Annotated in this window: 17 protein-coding genes; 9 read left to right on the top strand and 8 right to left on the bottom strand. The window is 63.2% G+C overall.

The window, feature by feature from the left end; all coding sequences use genetic code 11:
- Nucleotides 1–23: 23 nt before the first annotated feature.
- Nucleotides 24–404, bottom strand: a complete 381-nt coding sequence (locus tag NKH43_RS06035) for a YciI family protein (RefSeq protein ID WP_352857008.1) — start codon at nt 402–404, stop codon at nt 24–26.
- 28 nt (nt 405–432) lie between these two features.
- Entirely contained in the window at nt 433–1,617 is a 1,185-nt protein-coding gene (locus NKH43_RS06040) for a pyridoxal phosphate-dependent aminotransferase (protein WP_023720203.1), read from the bottom strand.
- Nucleotides 1,618–1,700: 83 nt separating this feature from the next.
- Here NKH43_RS06040 and NKH43_RS06045 point away from each other — a divergent pair, with 83 nt between their 5' ends.
- The 4 genes from NKH43_RS06045 to denD all read left to right on the top strand — a co-directional run bounded on the left by NKH43_RS06045 (nt 1,701) and on the right by denD (nt 4,632).
- A complete protein-coding gene (locus NKH43_RS06045) occupies nt 1,701–2,387 on the top strand; it encodes a GNAT family N-acetyltransferase (RefSeq protein WP_023720204.1) in 687 nt (228 codons plus the stop codon).
- Between the two features lie 13 nt (nt 2,388–2,400).
- A complete protein-coding gene (locus tag NKH43_RS06050) occupies nt 2,401–3,384 on the top strand; it encodes a cation diffusion facilitator family transporter (RefSeq protein WP_352857010.1) in 984 nt (327 codons plus the stop codon).
- A gap of 62 nt (nt 3,385–3,446) precedes the next feature.
- Complete coding sequence (locus NKH43_RS06055; protein WP_031194351.1) at nt 3,447–3,653, top strand: hypothetical protein; 207 nt, start codon at nt 3,447–3,449, stop codon at nt 3,651–3,653.
- 1 nt (nt 3,654) lies between these two features.
- Nucleotides 3,655–4,632: a D-erythronate dehydrogenase gene (gene denD / locus NKH43_RS06060; protein ID WP_352590598.1), complete on the top strand. Its 978-nt coding sequence runs from the start codon at nt 3,655–3,657 to the stop codon at nt 4,630–4,632.
- Between the two features lie 25 nt (nt 4,633–4,657).
- Here the strand turns inward: denD and NKH43_RS06065 are convergent, their stop codons facing one another.
- From NKH43_RS06065 to NKH43_RS06080, 4 genes are all read right to left on the bottom strand, one after another.
- A complete protein-coding gene (locus NKH43_RS06065; RefSeq protein ID WP_352482093.1) occupies nt 4,658–5,812 on the bottom strand; it encodes a nickel/cobalt transporter in 1,155 nt (384 codons plus the stop codon).
- Entirely contained in the window at nt 5,809–6,477 is a 669-nt protein-coding gene (locus tag NKH43_RS06070) for a DUF1007 family protein (RefSeq protein ID WP_352494723.1), read from the bottom strand. Before NKH43_RS06070 ends, NKH43_RS06065 begins: the two co-directional genes overlap by 4 nt.
- An 86-nt stretch (nt 6,478–6,563) precedes the next feature.
- The gene (locus NKH43_RS06075; protein WP_023720210.1) at nt 6,564–7,463 is read right to left on the bottom strand and encodes a LysR family transcriptional regulator; all 900 of its coding nucleotides are present in this window, start codon (nt 7,461–7,463) and stop codon (nt 6,564–6,566) included.
- Nucleotide 7,464: 1 nt separating this feature from the next.
- On the bottom strand, nt 7,465–8,664 hold the full coding sequence (locus tag NKH43_RS06080) for an amidase (RefSeq protein ID WP_352857012.1): 1,200 nt from the start codon (nt 8,662–8,664) through the stop codon (nt 7,465–7,467).
- A 564-nt stretch (nt 8,665–9,228) separates the two neighbouring features.
- Here NKH43_RS06080 and odc2 point away from each other — a divergent pair.
- Nucleotides 9,229–10,362: an ornithine/lysine decarboxylase gene (gene odc2, locus NKH43_RS06085; RefSeq protein WP_352857014.1), complete on the top strand. Its 1,134-nt coding sequence runs from the start codon at nt 9,229–9,231 to the stop codon at nt 10,360–10,362.
- Between the two features lie 94 nt (nt 10,363–10,456).
- Nucleotides 10,457–11,059, top strand: a complete 603-nt coding sequence (locus NKH43_RS06090) for a GNAT family N-acetyltransferase (protein WP_352857016.1) — start codon at nt 10,457–10,459, stop codon at nt 11,057–11,059.
- Between the two features lie 51 nt (nt 11,060–11,110).
- Here the strand turns inward: NKH43_RS06090 and NKH43_RS06095 are convergent, their stop codons facing one another.
- Nucleotides 11,111–11,395, bottom strand: a complete 285-nt coding sequence (locus tag NKH43_RS06095; protein ID WP_023720213.1) for an SCP2 sterol-binding domain-containing protein — start codon at nt 11,393–11,395, stop codon at nt 11,111–11,113.
- A 260-nt stretch (nt 11,396–11,655) separates the two neighbouring features.
- Here NKH43_RS06095 and NKH43_RS06100 point away from each other — a divergent pair, with 260 nt between their 5' ends.
- Both NKH43_RS06100 and NKH43_RS06105 read left to right on the top strand, forming a co-directional pair.
- Complete coding sequence (locus NKH43_RS06100) at nt 11,656–13,437, top strand: chloride channel protein (protein WP_352494726.1); 1,782 nt, start codon at nt 11,656–11,658, stop codon at nt 13,435–13,437.
- A 256-nt stretch (nt 13,438–13,693) separates the two neighbouring features.
- Nucleotides 13,694–14,806 carry a TauD/TfdA family dioxygenase gene (locus NKH43_RS06105; RefSeq protein WP_023720215.1) on the top strand — a complete coding sequence of 371 codons (1,113 nt, stop codon included), beginning with the start codon at nt 13,694–13,696 and terminating at the stop codon, nt 14,804–14,806.
- A 38-nt stretch (nt 14,807–14,844) separates the two neighbouring features.
- Here NKH43_RS06105 and NKH43_RS06110 read toward each other — a convergent pair whose 3' ends face one another.
- A complete protein-coding gene (locus tag NKH43_RS06110; RefSeq protein WP_352857107.1) occupies nt 14,845–15,855 on the bottom strand; it encodes a nucleoside recognition domain-containing protein in 1,011 nt (336 codons plus the stop codon).
- A 118-nt stretch (nt 15,856–15,973) separates the two neighbouring features.
- On the opposite strand from NKH43_RS06110, the gene NKH43_RS06115 reads away from it, so the two are divergent.
- On the top strand, nt 15,974–16,426 hold the full coding sequence (locus tag NKH43_RS06115; RefSeq protein ID WP_023720217.1) for an Lrp/AsnC family transcriptional regulator: 453 nt from the start codon (nt 15,974–15,976) through the stop codon (nt 16,424–16,426).
- Nucleotides 16,427–16,605: the final 179 nt, after the last annotated feature.

Raw genomic sequence — 16,605 nt, forward strand, 5'->3', positions numbered from 1 at the left:
TGCACACTTTTGCGCGACATGCATTAGGGCCGCGTGACGGGAAGCGGCACGCCGGGAAGATACAGCGAAATCGGGCGGATTTCGTAGACGGCGGTCGGATTGACGCGGCGAAGGTCGCGCGCAATGTCGACAGCGGCGTCACGGTTGGCGCAGTCGACAACATAGAGTCCCAGCAATTGTTCCTTGGTCTCGGCGAAGGGGCCGTCAACAACCATTCCGGTGCCTGGCCCGCGCAAGGTGCAGGCGTCTTGTGTCGCGCCGAGCCGCGCCGCCGATCCGAGGGTGCCTTGCCGGTAAAGCCGATCGTTGATCTGGAGAAGATCGGTCATCAGCGCCGAATCCTGCTCCGGCGTCAGCGCCGTAATCGCTTCTTCCTCGTGATAGGCTAGAATGGCATAGAACATCTGGCGTCTCCTTTCGTCGATCGTGGCCTCACTTCGTCAGAAACGTCTCGATCCGCTCCAGCGCGCGCAGGATGTTCTCTTCGGAATTGGCGTAGGATAGCCTGACATAGCCTTCGCCGAGAATGCCGAAATCGGGGCCGCCGATCAGCGCCACGCCGGCATCCTCGAGCAGCGCCGAGGCGAGCTTCTTGGCCTTCCAGCCGGTCTTGGAAACATTGGGGAAGGCATAGAAGGCGCCTTTCGGCGTAATGCAGGAAACACCGGGCAAGGCATTCAACCCCTCGACCACGACCTTTCTGCGGCGGTCGAAGGCGCGCATCATCGTGTCGACATCGTCCTGCGGGCCGTCGATGGCGGCTATGCCGGCATACTGGCTCGGCGCGTTGACGCAGGACCAGCAATTGACCGCCAGCTTGCGCACCTTATCGTAGAGATGCGCGCCCTTGTCGCCGTTCGGCCAGATCGACCAGCCCATGCGCCAGCCGGTCATTGCCCAGGTCTTCGACCAGCCGTTGAGCACGATCAGCCGGTCGCGGATTTCGGGGAAAGCGAGCAGCGAACAATGCGTCTCGCCGTCATAGGTCATCACGTCGTAGATCTCGTCGGAAAGGATGGCGACATCCGGGTGCGCTTCCAGGCCCTTGACCAGCTTCTCGATCTCGGCGCGCGGTGTGACGCCGCCGGTCGGATTGGCCGGCGAGTTGAGGATCAGCAGCCTGGTCTTCGGCGTGATCAGCGCCAAGGTCTCCGCGGCCGAAAAGGCAAAGCCGTTCTCCTCGCGCATCGGCACCGGGATGGGGGCAGCACCGGTGAACTCGATCATCGAGCGGTAGATCGGAAAGCCGGGATCGGGATAGAGAATTTCGGCACCCGGCTCGCCAAACATCAGGATCGCCGCGAACATGGTCGGCTTGCCGCCGGGCAGGATCATCACCGCTTCCGGCGAGACTTCGACGCCAGTGGTGGCCAGCGTGCGGCGTACCACCGCTTCGCGCGTCGCCAGCAGGCCGTTGGCCGGCGTATAGCCGTGATGGCCATCGCGTAGCGCCTTGATCGCGGCCTCGACGATATGCTGCGGCGTCTTGAAGTCGGGCTGGCCGATGCCGAGATTGACAATGTCGCGGCCCTGGTGGGCAAGTGCAGTGGCACGCGCCAGCACTGCGAACGCATTTTCCTCGCCGAGGCGGTCGAAGGCCGAAATCGTGTGGAGCATTTTTCCCGTCCGTGTGGTTCTTTCAGCGAGCGTGCGTTTTTGTGAGCGTCCGCCCGCAAAAGTCAAACGGATTGGAGTTTTCGGTGTCGGAAAATCTCAAGAATTGGCAACCGCGCCCGCGGCCCGAACGCAAGTTGCTGGAGGGGCGCACTGTCAGGCTGGAGCCGCTCAACGCCGAAAAGCACGGCGACGGCCTGTTCGAGGCCTCGTCAGTGGTCGATGCCGGCGGCCGCTTCGCCTGGCTGTTCGACGACCCGCCGCAGACCCGCGCCGCCTTCCAGCCATGGCTGGACAAGGCCGAAGCCAGCGATGACCCGCTGTTCTTCACGGTCATCGACAAGGCCAGCGGCAAGGTCGCCGGGCGCCAGACGCTGATGCGCATCGATCCGGCCTATGGCGTGATCGAGATCGGCAACATCTATTGGGGACCGCTGATCTCGCGCAAGCCGGCGGCGACGGAAGCGCAGTTCCTGTTCATGAAGTACGTCTTCGACGAGCTTGGCTACCGCCGCTACGAATGGAAATGCAACAATCGCAACGAGCCGTCGAAGCGCGCGGCGGAACGTTTCGGCTTCAAGTTCGAGGGCGTTTTCCGTCAGCATCTTGTGGTCAAGGGCGAAAACCGCGATACCGCGTGGTATTCGATCATCGATAAGGAATGGCCTGATCTGCGCAGAGCCTATGAGGCGTGGCTCGATCCGGCCAATTTCGACAGCGATGGCCAGCAGAAGCGGCGGCTCGAGGATTTCCGCGCCGAGTTTGGCGCGTAGCAGGAGCTCATAGATGGCGCATACCCACGACCATGCCGCGCAGGGCCACGACCACAGTCACGGTGCCGGGCATGTGCATGGCTCGACCGACAAGAAGCGCGTGCTGATCGCGGCTTGCCTGACCGCCGGCTTCATGGTCGTCGAAGCGCTTGGCGGTCTCCTGACGGGATCGCTGGCGCTGCTGGCGGATGCCGGCCACATGCTTGCCGACTGCATTGCGCTCGGCCTTGCCTGGTATGCCTTTCATCTTGCGAGCCGACCGGGGACCGTGCGCCTCACCTACGGCTTCGGCCGGGTCAAGACACTGGTCGCCTACACCAACGGCATCGCCATCTTCGCCATTGCGCTGTGGATCGTCTATGAGGCCTGGGGGCGTTTGCTGACGCCTGAGCCCGTGCTCGGTGGGCCGATGCTGGTCGTTGCGATTGCCGGCCTTGCGGTCAACATCGGCTCTTTCTTCGTGCTGCATGGCGGCGACCGCGATAGCCTGAACATGCGCGGCGCCATCCTGCATGTGCTCGGCGACCTGCTTGGCTCGGCCGCGGCGATCATCGCGGCGCTGATAATCCTGGCGACGGGCTGGACGCCTATCGATCCGATCCTGTCCGTCCTTGTCGCGCTGCTGATCTTGTCCACGGCCTGGTCGCTGATGCGCGAGGCTGCCCACGTCCTGCTCGAAGGCGTGCCTGCAAGCCTCGACCGCGACCTGATCGCGAGGGACATCGAAGGCTCGATCAAGGGCGTGCGCGAGGTGCATCACATGCATGTCTGGTCGATCGACGGTTCCAGCAACATGGCGACGTTGCATGCCTGCCTCAATGACGGCGTCGACGCGCATATGGCGGTCAGCGCGATCAAGAAACGGCTTGCGCAGGAGCACGGCATAGCCCATGCCACCGTCGAACCGGAATTCGGCCAATGTGCCGACAGCCATGAGCATGATGGCGAGCACGATCACGCGCATGATGCGACACCGCACCGTGGCCACTATCACTGATTTCGGGAGTTCCTGGTATTGGCAACGATCGACATGAACGCCCGCTACCCTGGGGCCGCGTGATGGACCGCGACACCCGCAATGCGGCAATCGGCGCCGCCTGGATTTTGCTGCTGTTCGGCATCGCAGCCTATTATCTTCCAACCGTGATGCTGGCGGTCGGCAACGTCTCGACGGTTCTTGCCGGCGTCGTCGCCGCGATCTTCATGGTGGCAATCTTCGTCGTGTTCTGGCTGCGTAGCCGCAGCCAGCGCAAAAAGGGAAAGTGACATGCGCATTCTGATTACCGGCGCGGCAGGCATGGTCGGCCGCAAGCTCATTGCCCGGCTGGCCAAGGACGGGACACTCGGCGGCCGCAAGATCGCCGCGCTCGACCTTCACGACATCGTGCCACCGCAGGCGCCCGCCCTCGAAGGCGTCAGCATCAGCGTCCACACCGGCGACCTTGCCGCGCCGGGCGCGACGACAAATCTGGTCGCGCCGCGGCCCGACGTGATCTTCCATCTCGCCGGCGTGGTGTCGGGTGAAGCGGAGGCCAATTTCGATCTCGGCTACCGCGTCAATCTCGATGGCACAAGGGCGCTATTCGATGCCGTCCGGCTGGCGGCATTTGCGCCGCGCCTCGTCTTCACCTCATCGATCGCCGTGTTCGGCGCGCCGTTTCCCGAAATCATTCCGGACGAGTTCCACCCGACGCCGCTGACCTCTTACGGCACGCAGAAGCTGATGGGCGAGGCGCTGCTTGCCGACTATACCAGGCGTGGCTTCTTCGACGGCATCGGCATCAGGCTGCCGACCATCTGCGTCAGGCCGGGAAAGCCGAACAAGGCGGCCTCAGGTTTCTTCTCCGGCATCATCCGCGAGCCGCTGAGCGGCCATGAAGCCATCCTGCCGGTGCCGCGCTCGGTCGTCCACACACACGCCAGCCCGCGTTCGGCGGTGAATTTTTTGATCCATGCGGCTGGAATTGACGGCGCTGCAGTCGGGCCGCGCCGCAACCTGACGATGCCGGGCGTCGCCGTCAGTGTCGGCGAACAGATCGAAGCGCTGGAACGTGTTGCCGGCGCCAAGGCGGTCAAACTGATCCGCGAGGAGCCCGACGAGACGATCTGGGCGATCGTGAAGGGTTGGCCGACACGCTTCGAGGCGCGGCGCTCGAGGGAGCTTGGCTTCGCTGCCGAAACGAGCTTCGACGAGATCATACGCGTCCATATCGAGGACGAGTTGGGCGGCAGGATCCCTAGTTAAAGCACCCCGATCGGGCGCAACGAGGTCAGGCGCCAGTCAGGCTGGCCGATAGCAGCAGCAGACCGAACAGGAAGACGAAGGCGGCACCGCCGATTTCGACGAAGGAATGGATGCGGTTGCCCATGCGGCCGTCGCCGGCGAAATACACCGCCCAGTTCTTCGCGGTGACCGCAAGCGTCGCCAGAGCCGAGACCGTGATTGCGGTGCCTAACGCCATGGCCAGCACCGACAGGATACCGCCGAACCACAGCCCATTTAGCAAGGCGAAGCTCAGCACGATCAGCGCGCCGGAACAGGGGCGGATACCGACGGCAGCCACCGCCGACCAGGCCGTGCGCCAGTCGAAGCGATCGCCGGAAAGCAGCGCCGGGTCGGGCGCATGCGAGTGCCCGCAGGTCTCGCAGACCTCCCCCGCCGCATGGCTGTGGTGATCGTGCGCAGCATGGGCGTGGTCGTGTGCGCCGTGGTCATGATGGTCATGCGCATGGTCGTGATCGTCATGCGCATGAAGCGCGTGGGAATGTGCCGCGTGGGCATGCGCGGAATGTGAATGGCCGGCATGTGAATGGCCGGCATGGGCAGCCGAGAGGCTGTAGCCGGGATTTGCGCCGAACAGGCGCAGGATGGCCGGGCCAGCCTTGCGCCACAGCAGCCAGGCGCCGAACAGGGTGACGAAGACATAGCTCATGATTTCGAGGAACCATGCGGCGTCGGTCATCGATATCGCGGTGCCGCGCAGCACGAAATAGGCGAGCAGCATCACCACGATCGCGGTCAGCGCCTGCAGCAGGGCCGAGACGAAGGACAGCATGATGCCGCGCCGGAGCGCCACTTCATTGGCCACCATGTAGGATGAGATCACCGCCTTGCCGTGACCGGGGCCGGCAGCGTGGAAAATGCCATAGGCAAAGGACAGGCCGATGAGCAGCCACATCTTGCTGCCGTCCTGGCGCATCGCCTTCATCGCGCCGGCAAGCGCATGATAGAATTCCTGCTGGCGCAGATTGATCCACATCAGGATGTGGGCGAACGGGCCGGTGGCGGTTGGAGCCATGCCGTCATTGGTGCCGATGCCGAGCGAGCTCTGGGCGTGGGCGGAGCCGAGAAAGTGCGTCATCACAAAGGCGGCGGCCAGAAGACCGACTGCCAAACGCAGGGACGGTTTCGTCACTGGATCTATCCTTCCGGCTGACAGGTCAGTTCAAGCTTGGTGGCAAAGATCTTGCTCATGTCGGTGCCCGTCGGGTCGTTGAAGAACGCGTCGGTCAGGGTCTTCTGGTTCTGGGCGATCGCCTCATCCGGATTCGGGCGGACAACCTTGCTGGTGCAGGTCGGCGGCAGGCCATCGACCTGCAGATGGGCATCCTCGGTGAAATCGATCGCGGTGTAGAAGGTCGGGTCGTACACCCCGATGTCGATCTTGCCGCTGAGCTTGATCGGCGCCTTCGGTTCAGATTCGAACAGGATGATCAACTGGTCGTTGTCGAAATTGGCCATCAGCTGCGGCGGCGGGGTCATTGCCACGTCCTTGCCGTCGACGGTGACGAGCTGGAAGTAGTTGAATTCGGCAAGCGAGGCATGGACGGTGTCGGCAACATCCTTCAGCTCCTTGTCGTCGAGCTTCAGGTCGGAATTCTTGTCGAACTCCATCATCACCGTGCTCGAAAACAAGTCGTCGAAGCGCCAGACATGGCGCAATGCCTTCACAGTTTGGTGATCCGGGCCGAGGACCACTTCGAGCCGGGCCTCGGCGAAGACGTGGGGATGCACCTCGGCCGGTCCGACGGCGGCAATAGTCGCGGTCAAGGCCGAAGCCAGCATGATGGCTTGCTGTTTCAGGTGCATTCTCGGTCGCGATTCAATCGGCTTCGGTGAATTGCCGACAGTTACCAGAAAGGGGGCGAAAATGGGACCGCAAGCCGGCTGAAAGCTCATGCGGTGTCCAGCGCCTTGAACCACTGCACCAGGAAGTCGACGAATACGCGAACTTTTGCAGGCAGATAGCGCCGGTGCGGATAGACGGCGAAGATGCCGCCGCCGGGCAGGATGCGGTCATCCAGAGCAGTCACCAGCTTGCCGCTTTCGATGTCGGGCGCGGCGATGAAATCCGGCAGGATGGAAAATCCCAATCCAGCCACGGCAGCGGCCCTTGCCGCCATCGGGCTGTTGACCTCGATCGGGCCGGAAACCGAAACGCTCACGGTATCGCCGCTGTCGCCCTTGAACGGCCAGTTGGTGAGCCAGCGGCCATTGGTGTCGATGATGCAAGGCACGCGGGCAAGGTCTTGCGCCCTGACCGGCATGCCGTGCTTGGCGATCAGTTCGGGAGACGCGCAAAGCCGTACCGAAAATGGCGCCAGGCGCCTGGCGATCAGCGAGGAATTCTCCAGCCGCGAAATGCGCACCGCCAGATCGAAGCCCTCCTCGACTAGATCGACGAAGCGATCGTCGAGATGAATGTCGAGGACGATGTCGGGATGCTGCTTGGCGAAGTCGATCAGCGATTGGCCGATCGGCGCGTCGGCGAAAGTACGCGGCGCCGACAGCTTGATCCTGCCGCGCACGTCGCCGGAGGATTCGCGCACCGCATCGGCAAGGCTGTCGACCTCGCGCACGATCTCCGAGGCGCGCCGGTAATAGGTGTGGCCGGCCTCGGTCAGGGAGAACTGCCTGGTGGTCCGGTTGAGCAGCAGCGCGCCGAGCTCGTCCTCGAGCTCGCGCACGTATTTCGACAACAGCGCCTTGGAGCGGCCGATCTTGCGCGCCGCCGCCGAAAAGCCTTCGGCCTCGACCACGTCGATGAAGGCACGCATGCGGGTCAGCGTATCCATGTCATGCGCCTCCTTGGCGGGCTGAAAGGATGCGGGCGGCCAGCGCAATCAGCTGCCGGTCGCTGTTCTTCGGACCGAGCAGCGAAAGTCCGAACGGCGCGCCTTCGGCCCTGCCGAGCGGCAGCGTGATTTGCGGAAAACCGGACAGGCCGGAAAGGCATAGCAGTCTCAGCGCGCGCTCGCGATAGGTCTGCAAATCGTCGAATGTCGCGGCCTTGAGCGGCGCGGCACCCGGAGCGGTCGGAAGCACAAGAACGCCGTCGTCGCCAAGCAGGCCGGCAAGTTCGAGGCGAAACGAAACGCGACGTTCCGTTTCGTGCTGCGCGGTTGTCGCGCTGATGGTCGCGCCATGCTCGAAGCGCTCCTTGACGCCGGGGCCGAGCATGCGGTCGCCGCCGGCGATCCAGGCGCCGTGGCTTTGCCAGGCTTCATAGCCCTGCAGCTTACGGAAGCACCAATAGAGATCGTCGGTGGAATGCGACAGCGGGCCGACGCTGCGCAGCGCGCCCAGCACCGACGCGACACTGCGGACCATGGCGCGATATTCATCCGCCTCCAGCGGGCCGAGCACGAGGCTGTCCAGCGCGTCGAGGGCAAAAGGGCGTACCAGTTCGTGGCGATGCGGATCGTCGCCGAGCAGCACCGTGCCGACCTTTTCGTAAGTGACGATATCCCTGGCGAACCAGCCGAACGTGTCCAGCGAAGGCGCCAGCGGCATGGTGCCGTCGAGCGGGATGCGGCCATGCGTCGTCCTGAGGCCGATCAGGCCGCAGAAGCTTGCCGGCGCACGGATCGAGCCGCCGGTGTCGGAGCCGGTGGCGATGTCGGCAAGCCCGCCGGCGACAGCCGCGGCAGAACCGGAGGACGAGCCGCCGGTGACGCGATCGGGTGCCGCCGGATTGACCGGCGACGGGAAATGCGCGTTCAGCCCCAGCAGGGAAAAGGCGAGTTCGTCGGTCTGCGTCTTGCCGACGAAGCGTGCGCCCGAATCAAGCAGCGCCTGGACGGCCGGCGCGGTCGCCGTGGCCGGTGAAGCTTCCCGGTATTTCTGCGGATTGCCGCAGCCGGTGCGGTAGCCGGCGACGTCGAAGATATCCTTGACGGCCAGCCGCAAGCCGACAAGCGGGCCGGATTGCGCATTGGTAACAGGGGTTTGATCAAGGTCGAGAAAAGCGTTCAGCGGGCCGCGAGTGCCTGTCATGCGTTCGATATCCGGATGTGCTTGCCGCAGCATTGTTCTTCTGGTTGCCGCAGCATTGTTCGATGCCACAAATTTTACAACCTGCCATACGATTTTTATTGATTGTGAAATCTTTCGCTCTTATATCGCGCTTGCCCAAAGTCGCACGTGCCTGTGGGTGTCCGCCGATCCTCGAATGGTGAGGGCAATCGGTAAGGTAACTGGAGCCAACCCCTCCAGTCGGTTTAGCGGCCAACCGCCAACCGAGGACACCTTGAAGCAACGACGGTGCGGGCCTTTCTGGTGTTCTGCCGGTCGTCCAAAGACCGGGGTTACTGAAGAGGCACACCTTCATTGCCGGCAGTGCGGACGGGGTCTCCCATCCAAGCCAAGGCAGACAAAGCGAACCGAGGCCGGGCAAGGCCAAGGTTCACCGCCGCGAGACGGCGCTTCATGGTTCCGGGGTCTCCACCGGCTGGTTCCATGGATTTCCGTCCCGCCTTTGTCCACCGCGTGTTCGCGAGGCCGAGAGCCCGCGTCCGCAAGCCTTTGTGCGCGCCGAAAGGCGCTGATGGAGAGACCCCGATGGCTACCCAGCGCATCCTTGATTTCCTCGCTACCCGACGTCCGAACGGCCCGTGCCTCGTCGTCGACCTCGATGTCGTGCGCGACAATTTCCGCGCCTTCGAGAAGGCGCTTCCCGATTCCAAGATCTACTATGCGGTGAAAGCAAACCCGGCGCCGGAAATCCTGCGCCTGCTTGCTGCGATGGGCTCGTCCTTCGACACCGCTTCCGTTGCCGAAGTCGAGATGGCGATGGACGCCGGTGCGCCGGCGGACCGCATTTCCTTCGGCAACACCATCAAGAAGGAGCGCGATATCCAGCGCGCCTACCAGCTCGGCATCAAGCTGTTTGCGGTGGACTGCGTCGAGGAGGTCGAGAAGATCGCCCGTGTCGCTCCCGGCGCCCGCGTGTTCTGCCGCGTCCTGACCGACGGCGAGGGCGCCGAATGGCCGCTGTCGCGCAAGTTCGGCTGTGTGCCGGCGATGGCGGTCGACGTGCTGCGCCATGCCAGGGCGCTCGGTCTCGACGCCCATGGCGTGTCGTTCCATGTCGGCTCGCAGCAGACCGACCTGACCGCCTGGGACCGCGCGCTGGGCGACGCCAAGAAGGTGTTCGCGACGCTCGCCGACGAGGGCATCGTGCTGAAGATGGTCAATATGGGCGGCGGCTTCCCGACCCGCTATCTCAGGGATGTGCCGGTGGCGCAGGCCTATGGCCAGGCGATCTTCTCGGCGCTCAGGAAGCACTTCGGCAACGCGATCCCCGAGACGATCATCGAGCCGGGCCGCGGCATGGTCGGCAATGCCGGCGTCATCAAGTCGGAGGTCGTGCTGATCTCGAAGAAGGCCGACAACGACAATGTGCGCTGGGTGTTCCTCGACATCGGCAAGTTCGGCGGTCTGGCCGAGACCATGGACGAGGCGATTCGCTACCCGATCGTCACCGCGCATGACGGCACCGAGACCGCGCCTTGCGTGCTCGCCGGCCCGACCTGCGATTCGGCCGACGTGATGTACGAGAAGACGCCGTATCCGCTGCCCTTGTCGCTGACCATCGGCGACGAGGTGCTGATCGAGGGCACCGGCGCCTACACGACGACCTACGCGTCGGTGGCCTTCAACGGCTTCGAGCCTCTCCGATCCTACGTGATCTGACGGTTCGAAAGAACCGATCAGATCATCCGAGGTGGGCGCCGGTCGCCCGCCCGGGCTCGCCTGTGGAACAATCCGCTCGTGAAGGATCGCGGAAATGGACGTTTTGGATTTCATTGTTGAAGGCGCCGCGGGGATCTCCCCCTCGAGGGGGGAGAATGCCGGCGCTTTTGTCATCACTGCCGAAACCGCCGCCGACGTTGGCGCGCGCGAGGCTTTGCTCGATCGCGCCATGGGGCCGAAGCGCCGGAAGAAGTCGTCGGAAAAGCTGCGGCGCGGCCGCCGGCCTTCGGAGGGCCTTGCCTTTGTCGCGCGCGATGCGTCGGGCGCTGTTGCCGGCACCGTGCGGTTGTGGGACGTGGTGCTGGGCGAGGGCGGCAAGGCAGCGCTGCTGCTCGGCCCGCTTGCGGTCGACCCGGCGCTGAAAAATGCCGGCATCGGCTCGGCGCTGATGCGCCATGCAGTGACTGAGGCCGAGCGGCTTGGCCATGCGGCGATCCTGCTGGTCGGCGACGCACCCTATTACGAGCGCTTCGGGTTTTCGGCCGCAAAGACCGGCTCGCTGGCCATGCCGGGGCCTTACGAGCGGCACCGCCTGCTGGCGCGGGAACTGGTGGTCGGCGCGCTCGACGGCGCGCAGGGCACGTTGAAGGCGGCCGGGCGCAAGCTGAAGGCGCAGCGGCTGTCGCTCGCTGCCTGATGGTTCGAAGCCGCCGTCGTCGCGCGCGGCGGCTTGTCTCACCTTAAGCGATCAGCCGATCAGCTGGCTGAGCGCCATGGCGACGCTCATGTCGCCTTCGACCTTTATCTTGCCGGACATGAAGGCCATGGTCGGGTTGAGATCGCCTGATATCAGCGAGTCCAAATCGTCGAGCGACAGCTGTATGGTGCAATCTGCCGGTGCATCGGTGGTCGAGACATCGGCGCCGTCGATGACGATGACGCCGTCGCTGCCGGTGTCGAATTTCACGGAGCGATCGAACCCGGCGCTCGCCACGCGCGACCTGATCTTGTCGGCAATCTCCTGAACGCTCATGGCGGTTCTCCTCGTCTGGTTGCGTTTGTCGCGCCTTGGCGCTTCGACCCGGCCGAAGCCGCTTGCCTGGTTTTACAGCCACGGTCGGCGCATATAGCTTCGGGTTGACGTTTACGTCAACGCGGTTCCCCGAGCTGAAGATGGGCTTTATCGCCGCAGCATCACGCGGGCATGACACCTTGGCGGCCGGCATTGTTGCCATGCAAAGCCGCCGGGCGTATCAGGCACCACTCCCCTTTTGATATCGGCGAGCCGCCCCGGTGCTTTCCAGAAACGAACCGCAAGTCTATGCCCGCCGACTGCGCGCGGTGCTGATCCGATCGATCCCGCTGCTCGAGGCGCGCGGCATCGCCGTCGTCATTCTGGCGGCTTTGGTCGGGGTGATAGCGGGTGCGCTGGTCACCGGCATGAGCGAACTGGTGCAGGTCCTGCATGGGCTTATGTTCGGCGTTCAGCCCGGTGGTCGGCTTTCGGCGATGTTTTCGCTGCAAAGGCCGGAGCAAGCGCTGATACCGGCGATCGGCGGCATCCTGCTCGGGCTGACGGTGATCTGGCTGAGAAAGCGGAAGTTCCGCACGCCGGTCGATCCGATCGAAGCCAACGCCCTTTACGGCGGCCGCATGTCGCTGACCGACACTTTCATCATCGCCGGGCAGACGATGATCTCGAGCGGCTTCGGCGCTTCGGTCGGGCTCGAGGCCGGCTACACGCAGGTGGGTTCCGGCCTGGCGTCGCGGCTGGCGCGCTTGTTCAGGCTGCGCCGCAACGATGTCCGCATCCTCGTCGGCTGCGGTGCGGCCGGCGCGATCGCCGCCGCCTTCGATGCGCCGCTGACCGGCGCCTTCTACGGTTTCGAGCTGGTCATCGGCATCTATTCGGTCGCCAATGTCGCGCCGGTGATGGCCGCCGCGATCTCGGCCTCGCTGACCGCCGAAATGTTCGGCGGCGTGCCGTTTCCGCTGGAGCTCGCGGGTCTGCCGGCGCTCACCGTCAGCCAGTATTTGCCGTTCATGCTGCTCGGGCTTTTGGGTGGCGGTGCTTCGATCGCCATCATGCATCTGGTGAGCCTGATCGAGCGCATCTTTGCGCGGCTGTCGATCGACGCCTCGTTGCGCCCAGCCATCGGCGGCGTGATGGTCGGGCTGCTGGGGCTGATCACGCCGCAGGTCCTGTCCAGCGGCCATGGCGCGCTGCACCGCGAATTCGCGATGAATTACGGGCTGGCCGTGGTGGCCAGCGTCTTCGTGCTGAAGCTGTCGGCGTCGGCGATCTCGCTCGGCTCCGGCTTCCGCGGCGGGCTGTTCTTTGCCTCTTTGTTCCTCGGTGCCCTGCTCGGCAAGATGTTCGCCGGCGCGATGGCGTTCGTCTCGCCGGCGACCGGCATCGACCCCGCCGTCGCCGCCGTCGTCGGCATGACCTCGCTCGCCGTCGGCGTCGTCGGTGGCCCGTTGACGATGACCTTCCTGGCGCTGGAATCGACCCGCGACCTGACGCTGACCGGCGTGGTGCTGGCCGCCTCGCTCATGGCGGCGATCCTGGTGCGAGAAACGTTTGGCTATTCCTTCTCGACATGGCGCTTTCACCTGCGCGGCGAAACCATCCGCAGCGCCCATGATGTAGGCTGGATGCGCAGCCTGACGGTCGGCTCGATGATGCGCAAGGATGTCCGCACCATCGACGCCTCAACGACGCTTGCAACATTCCGCAAGCAGGTGCCGCTCGGTGCCTCGCAGCGCGTCATCGCGGTGGATGCCGAATTGCACTATGTCGGCGTGCTGATCGTCGCCGAATTGCACAGCCATTTGTCGGATGACGAGATGCCGGTGCTGTCCTTCGCCAAATTTAGGGATGCGGTGCTGGTGCCGAGCATGAACGTGCAGTCGGCGGCCGAGACCTTCCAGCGCGCCGGCGCCGAGGAATTGGCAGTGGTCGAGGATTTCACCGACCGCAAGGTGGTCGGTTTGCTGACCGAAGGCCACCTGATGCGCCGCTATGCCGAGGAACTCGACAAGGCGCGGCGCGATCTGTCGGGCGAGGGGTAGCCGAGAGGGGATGGCGATCCCGCTGCATTTAGCTGGACACCGCCGGCGAATGACCGCTACCATCGCGGTGGCTTTGAACCAGATTTCATCTGGAGCCAGATTCCGCCTGGAGATGGCGTGCTCGAAGAACCGAACAGAAATCCCGGATCCCATCGCTATGGGAAGCCGAGCTTGTGGTGGCCACCACCGTTGGGTTGACGGCCTGCGGGCCTGATCCAAGCTGAAAATCAAATTCTGTGTTCAGAGAGACATCATCATGAATACCCTGCTTTCCGTGGAAGCCCGGGAGACCGCGCTTGCCGTGACTTTCGTGTCGGGCGAAACAGTCTGCTACCCCTGGCTTTGGCTAAAGGACAATGCACCATCGGCGTTTCACCCGCAGACCGAAGAACGAACTTTCGACCTGACCAGCGTAGACCCCTCGCTCAGACCCATCAGCGTGCGGGACAGGGGCAGCGCTGTGGGCATTGTCTGGCAGAACGACCAGGCTGAGGAGGAATTCCCGAGCCAGTTCTTTGAGTCCTACCGTCCCGGCAGAAAGCGGGACGATCCGGCCGACATCGCTCCGAAACTCTGGGACGCCTCAATCAATCTTGAAACCATGCCGCGTCACGCCGCCGGGGACATCTTGCAAAGCGATGCCGATCTGCTCGCCTGGCTGAAGGCAACGGCTGCATACGGGCTCTCCATCGTCGATGGGCTTGACGATGATCCCGATGCGGGGCGGCGTTCGGCCGAGCGGATTGGTTTCTTGCGCCAGACAAATTTCGGCACGATGTTCGAAGTCGTGTCGATGCCGAACCCGAACAATCTGGCCTATACGCCGGTCGCCCTGCCGTTACACACCGATCTCGCGAACCAGGAGGTGCCGCCCGGCTATCAGTTCCTGCACTGTATCGCGAACGACGCTGAGGGCGGTGGATCGATCTTTGCCGACGGGTTTGCGGTCGTCGCCGCGCTACAGGCGGAAGATCCGGAAGCCTACCGCCTATTGTGCGAGATCGAGATCCCCTATCGTTTTCACGATGAAAACTACGATCTGCGCGGTCGGTTTCCTGTGATTGTAACGCAACGCGACGGGGAAGTGACGGAGTTGCGGTTCAACGCCCATCTTGTCGATGTCATCGACCTTCCCTCCGACCTATGCGCGCCCTTTTATGCGGCTTATCGCAAGCTGATGATGATGATCCGCGGGCCGCGTTTCCAAATAGCCTACCGCCTGAAGGCCGGCGAAATGGCGGTCTTCGACAATCGCCGGGTGTTGCATGGCCGCCAATCGTTCAACCCGAACACCGGGCGGCGACATCTGCGCGGATGCTATGTCGATCGTGGTGAGTTCCAGAGCCGGATTCGCGTCCTCTCGCGATAGTGATGCGACACACATGTCGGCTGCTGCGTAAGGACGGCTCACGTCAACGGTCCGCTAATCGCCGGCTCCGAAATCCGATTGCGCGAACTGCCTTCTTCCTTGTGGAAGAGTGTCTTGAAGAAAAGAGCGTCGGGAACCGCCTTGATTATTTTTGCGATCACGGCGGTCGCGAGCACGGCAAACGCTAGGCGACCGAGAAGCACGCTCGTGACATCGGTGCCAAGAGCGACGACGACCAACGTATCCTCAATGAGGCTATGGGCAAAACCCATGAACACGCAGGCGAGGAATATCTGACGCGGCTCCGCGCTAGACGTGCGCGCGTCGCGGATCAGCAGTCCTGCGCCATAGGAAATCCCGAGAAACAGGCCGACAGCGGCGAAAGGTACCGTCTGCCTTTCGATGCCGGCGAGCCGAAAGAGCGGTGCAAGCCCTCTGTTCATCCACTCCAAAATGCCCGACATCTTGAGAAGCTCGATCACCCAGCTTAGCGCAAGCAGAACGATGAGCATGATGCCCAGGGTTTTGACTGTGCCCAGGAGAAAGCCGCCCCAGTCGGTGCTTTCATTCGCCGGCATCCACGCCGGCGTCACCGGTCCTGACAGCCATCCGGTCACGGCGAATATCTGATGCAGAAGGACGGCAAAGACCAAACCCCCGCCAATACGAAGGGCCGCGGTGACCAGGAAGCTCGGCCCGGCCCTCTGAATGATCCGTTGCTCGATCGGAATGGCATGTGCAAACAGCAAAAGAGCCGAAAGAACCGTCATCTCGGCAGTGCTGAGCGCCGAAACCGGAACCAAGGTGAATACGATCACAAGCGCGCCCCAGATCCCGACCAGCAATCCCGTCAGCCAGGCAAAGGCGAGTTCAGGCGGCAACCCCACCTGCAACATGAGCGGTGAGAAGAACGGAGAAATCGCCTGGATGACGCCAAGATCCTGCAGGAGCCGCGTGGCTATCGCAACCGGAACGATCACGCGAACCAGTTCCCAATAGATTTCAAGCGTCTCCAATGTCTTGCGATAGAAGGCGGCGCAAATTGCCATCATGCTGCTCCATCATCCCTGGAGCCATCTGCGTAACCTGAGACGCTTCGCATTTGTGGTCAAAGTTTGCGATTTCGTGCAATAAAATTGCAATACACCGACGATGAGCGCGACCGAGATGGACAAGATCGACAGAAGGCTTCTCAACCTGCTCCAGGATGATGCCTCACGAACGAACGCCAAACTGGCCGGGTTAGTCGGGCTTTCCCCTTCGAGCTGCCTGCGCCGCATACGACGACTGAAGAAAAGCGGCGTCATTAGCCGCGTTGTCGCGCTTCTCGCACCGGCAAAGGCTGGACGGGGCTTGAAGGCGATCGTCACCGTCGAACTGGAGCGTCATGGCGAGCAGTATATGCGGGACTTTCTCGAGTTGGCCGCTCAGGAACCGGCCGTCACTCAGGCCTACAGCGTGAGCGGCGAAACCGACGCCGTCCTGATGCTCCGCCTGACGGATATGGAAGAGTTCGATGCGCTATGCGAGCGACTGTTCCGAGACCGAAGCAACGTCGCGCGATACCAAACGATGTTCGTGATCCGAACGGCCAAAGAAGTGACCGCAATTCCACTGTAGTGTTCGGGTTGCGATAGACCTGCTAGGCCGTGAATTCAGCGGCCCGGCGAAGAAACTCTACGAACATTTCAATATGCCGCAAAGGCGGTAGTGAAGGAACGCGTCGCGCACGCTAGGAAATCGCTAGCGCCGAATGTCGGAATTGGGCGCCAGCTCGACGCATTTCATGGCGCCTCCCT

This window comes from Mesorhizobium sp. M1163, from assembly GCF_040318415.1.
Classification (GTDB): domain Bacteria; phylum Pseudomonadota; class Alphaproteobacteria; order Rhizobiales; family Rhizobiaceae; genus Mesorhizobium.

Bases quoted from the DNA above. Each gene is read 5' to 3' on its own strand.
- NKH43_RS06035 (WP_352857008.1), bottom strand. From the start codon at position 404: ATGTTCTATGCCATTCTAGCCTATCACGAGGAAGAAGCGATTACGGCG.
- NKH43_RS06040 (WP_023720203.1), bottom strand. From the start codon at position 1,617: ATGCTCCACACGATTTCGGCCTTCGACCGCCTCGGCGAGGAAAATGCG.
- NKH43_RS06050 (WP_352857010.1), top strand. From the start codon at position 2,401: ATGGCGCATACCCACGACCATGCCGCGCAGGGCCACGACCACAGTCAC.
- NKH43_RS06055 (WP_031194351.1), top strand. From the start codon at position 3,447: ATGGACCGCGACACCCGCAATGCGGCAATCGGCGCCGCCTGGATTTTG.
- denD (WP_352590598.1), top strand. From the start codon at position 3,655: ATGCGCATTCTGATTACCGGCGCGGCAGGCATGGTCGGCCGCAAGCTC.
- NKH43_RS06070 (WP_352494723.1), bottom strand. From the start codon at position 6,477: ATGCACCTGAAACAGCAAGCCATCATGCTGGCTTCGGCCTTGACCGCG.
- NKH43_RS06075 (WP_023720210.1), bottom strand. From the start codon at position 7,463: ATGGATACGCTGACCCGCATGCGTGCCTTCATCGACGTGGTCGAGGCC.
- NKH43_RS06080 (WP_352857012.1), bottom strand. From the start codon at position 8,664: ATGACAGGCACTCGCGGCCCGCTGAACGCTTTTCTCGACCTTGATCAA.
- odc2 (WP_352857014.1), top strand. From the start codon at position 9,229: ATGGCTACCCAGCGCATCCTTGATTTCCTCGCTACCCGACGTCCGAAC.
- NKH43_RS06090 (WP_352857016.1), top strand. From the start codon at position 10,457: ATGGACGTTTTGGATTTCATTGTTGAAGGCGCCGCGGGGATCTCCCCC.
- NKH43_RS06095 (WP_023720213.1), bottom strand. From the start codon at position 11,395: ATGAGCGTTCAGGAGATTGCCGACAAGATCAGGTCGCGCGTGGCGAGC.
- NKH43_RS06105 (WP_023720215.1), top strand. From the start codon at position 13,694: ATGAATACCCTGCTTTCCGTGGAAGCCCGGGAGACCGCGCTTGCCGTG.
- NKH43_RS06110 (WP_352857107.1), bottom strand. From the start codon at position 15,855: ATGGCAATTTGCGCCGCCTTCTATCGCAAGACATTGGAGACGCTTGAA.
- NKH43_RS06115 (WP_023720217.1), top strand. From the start codon at position 15,974: ATGGACAAGATCGACAGAAGGCTTCTCAACCTGCTCCAGGATGATGCC.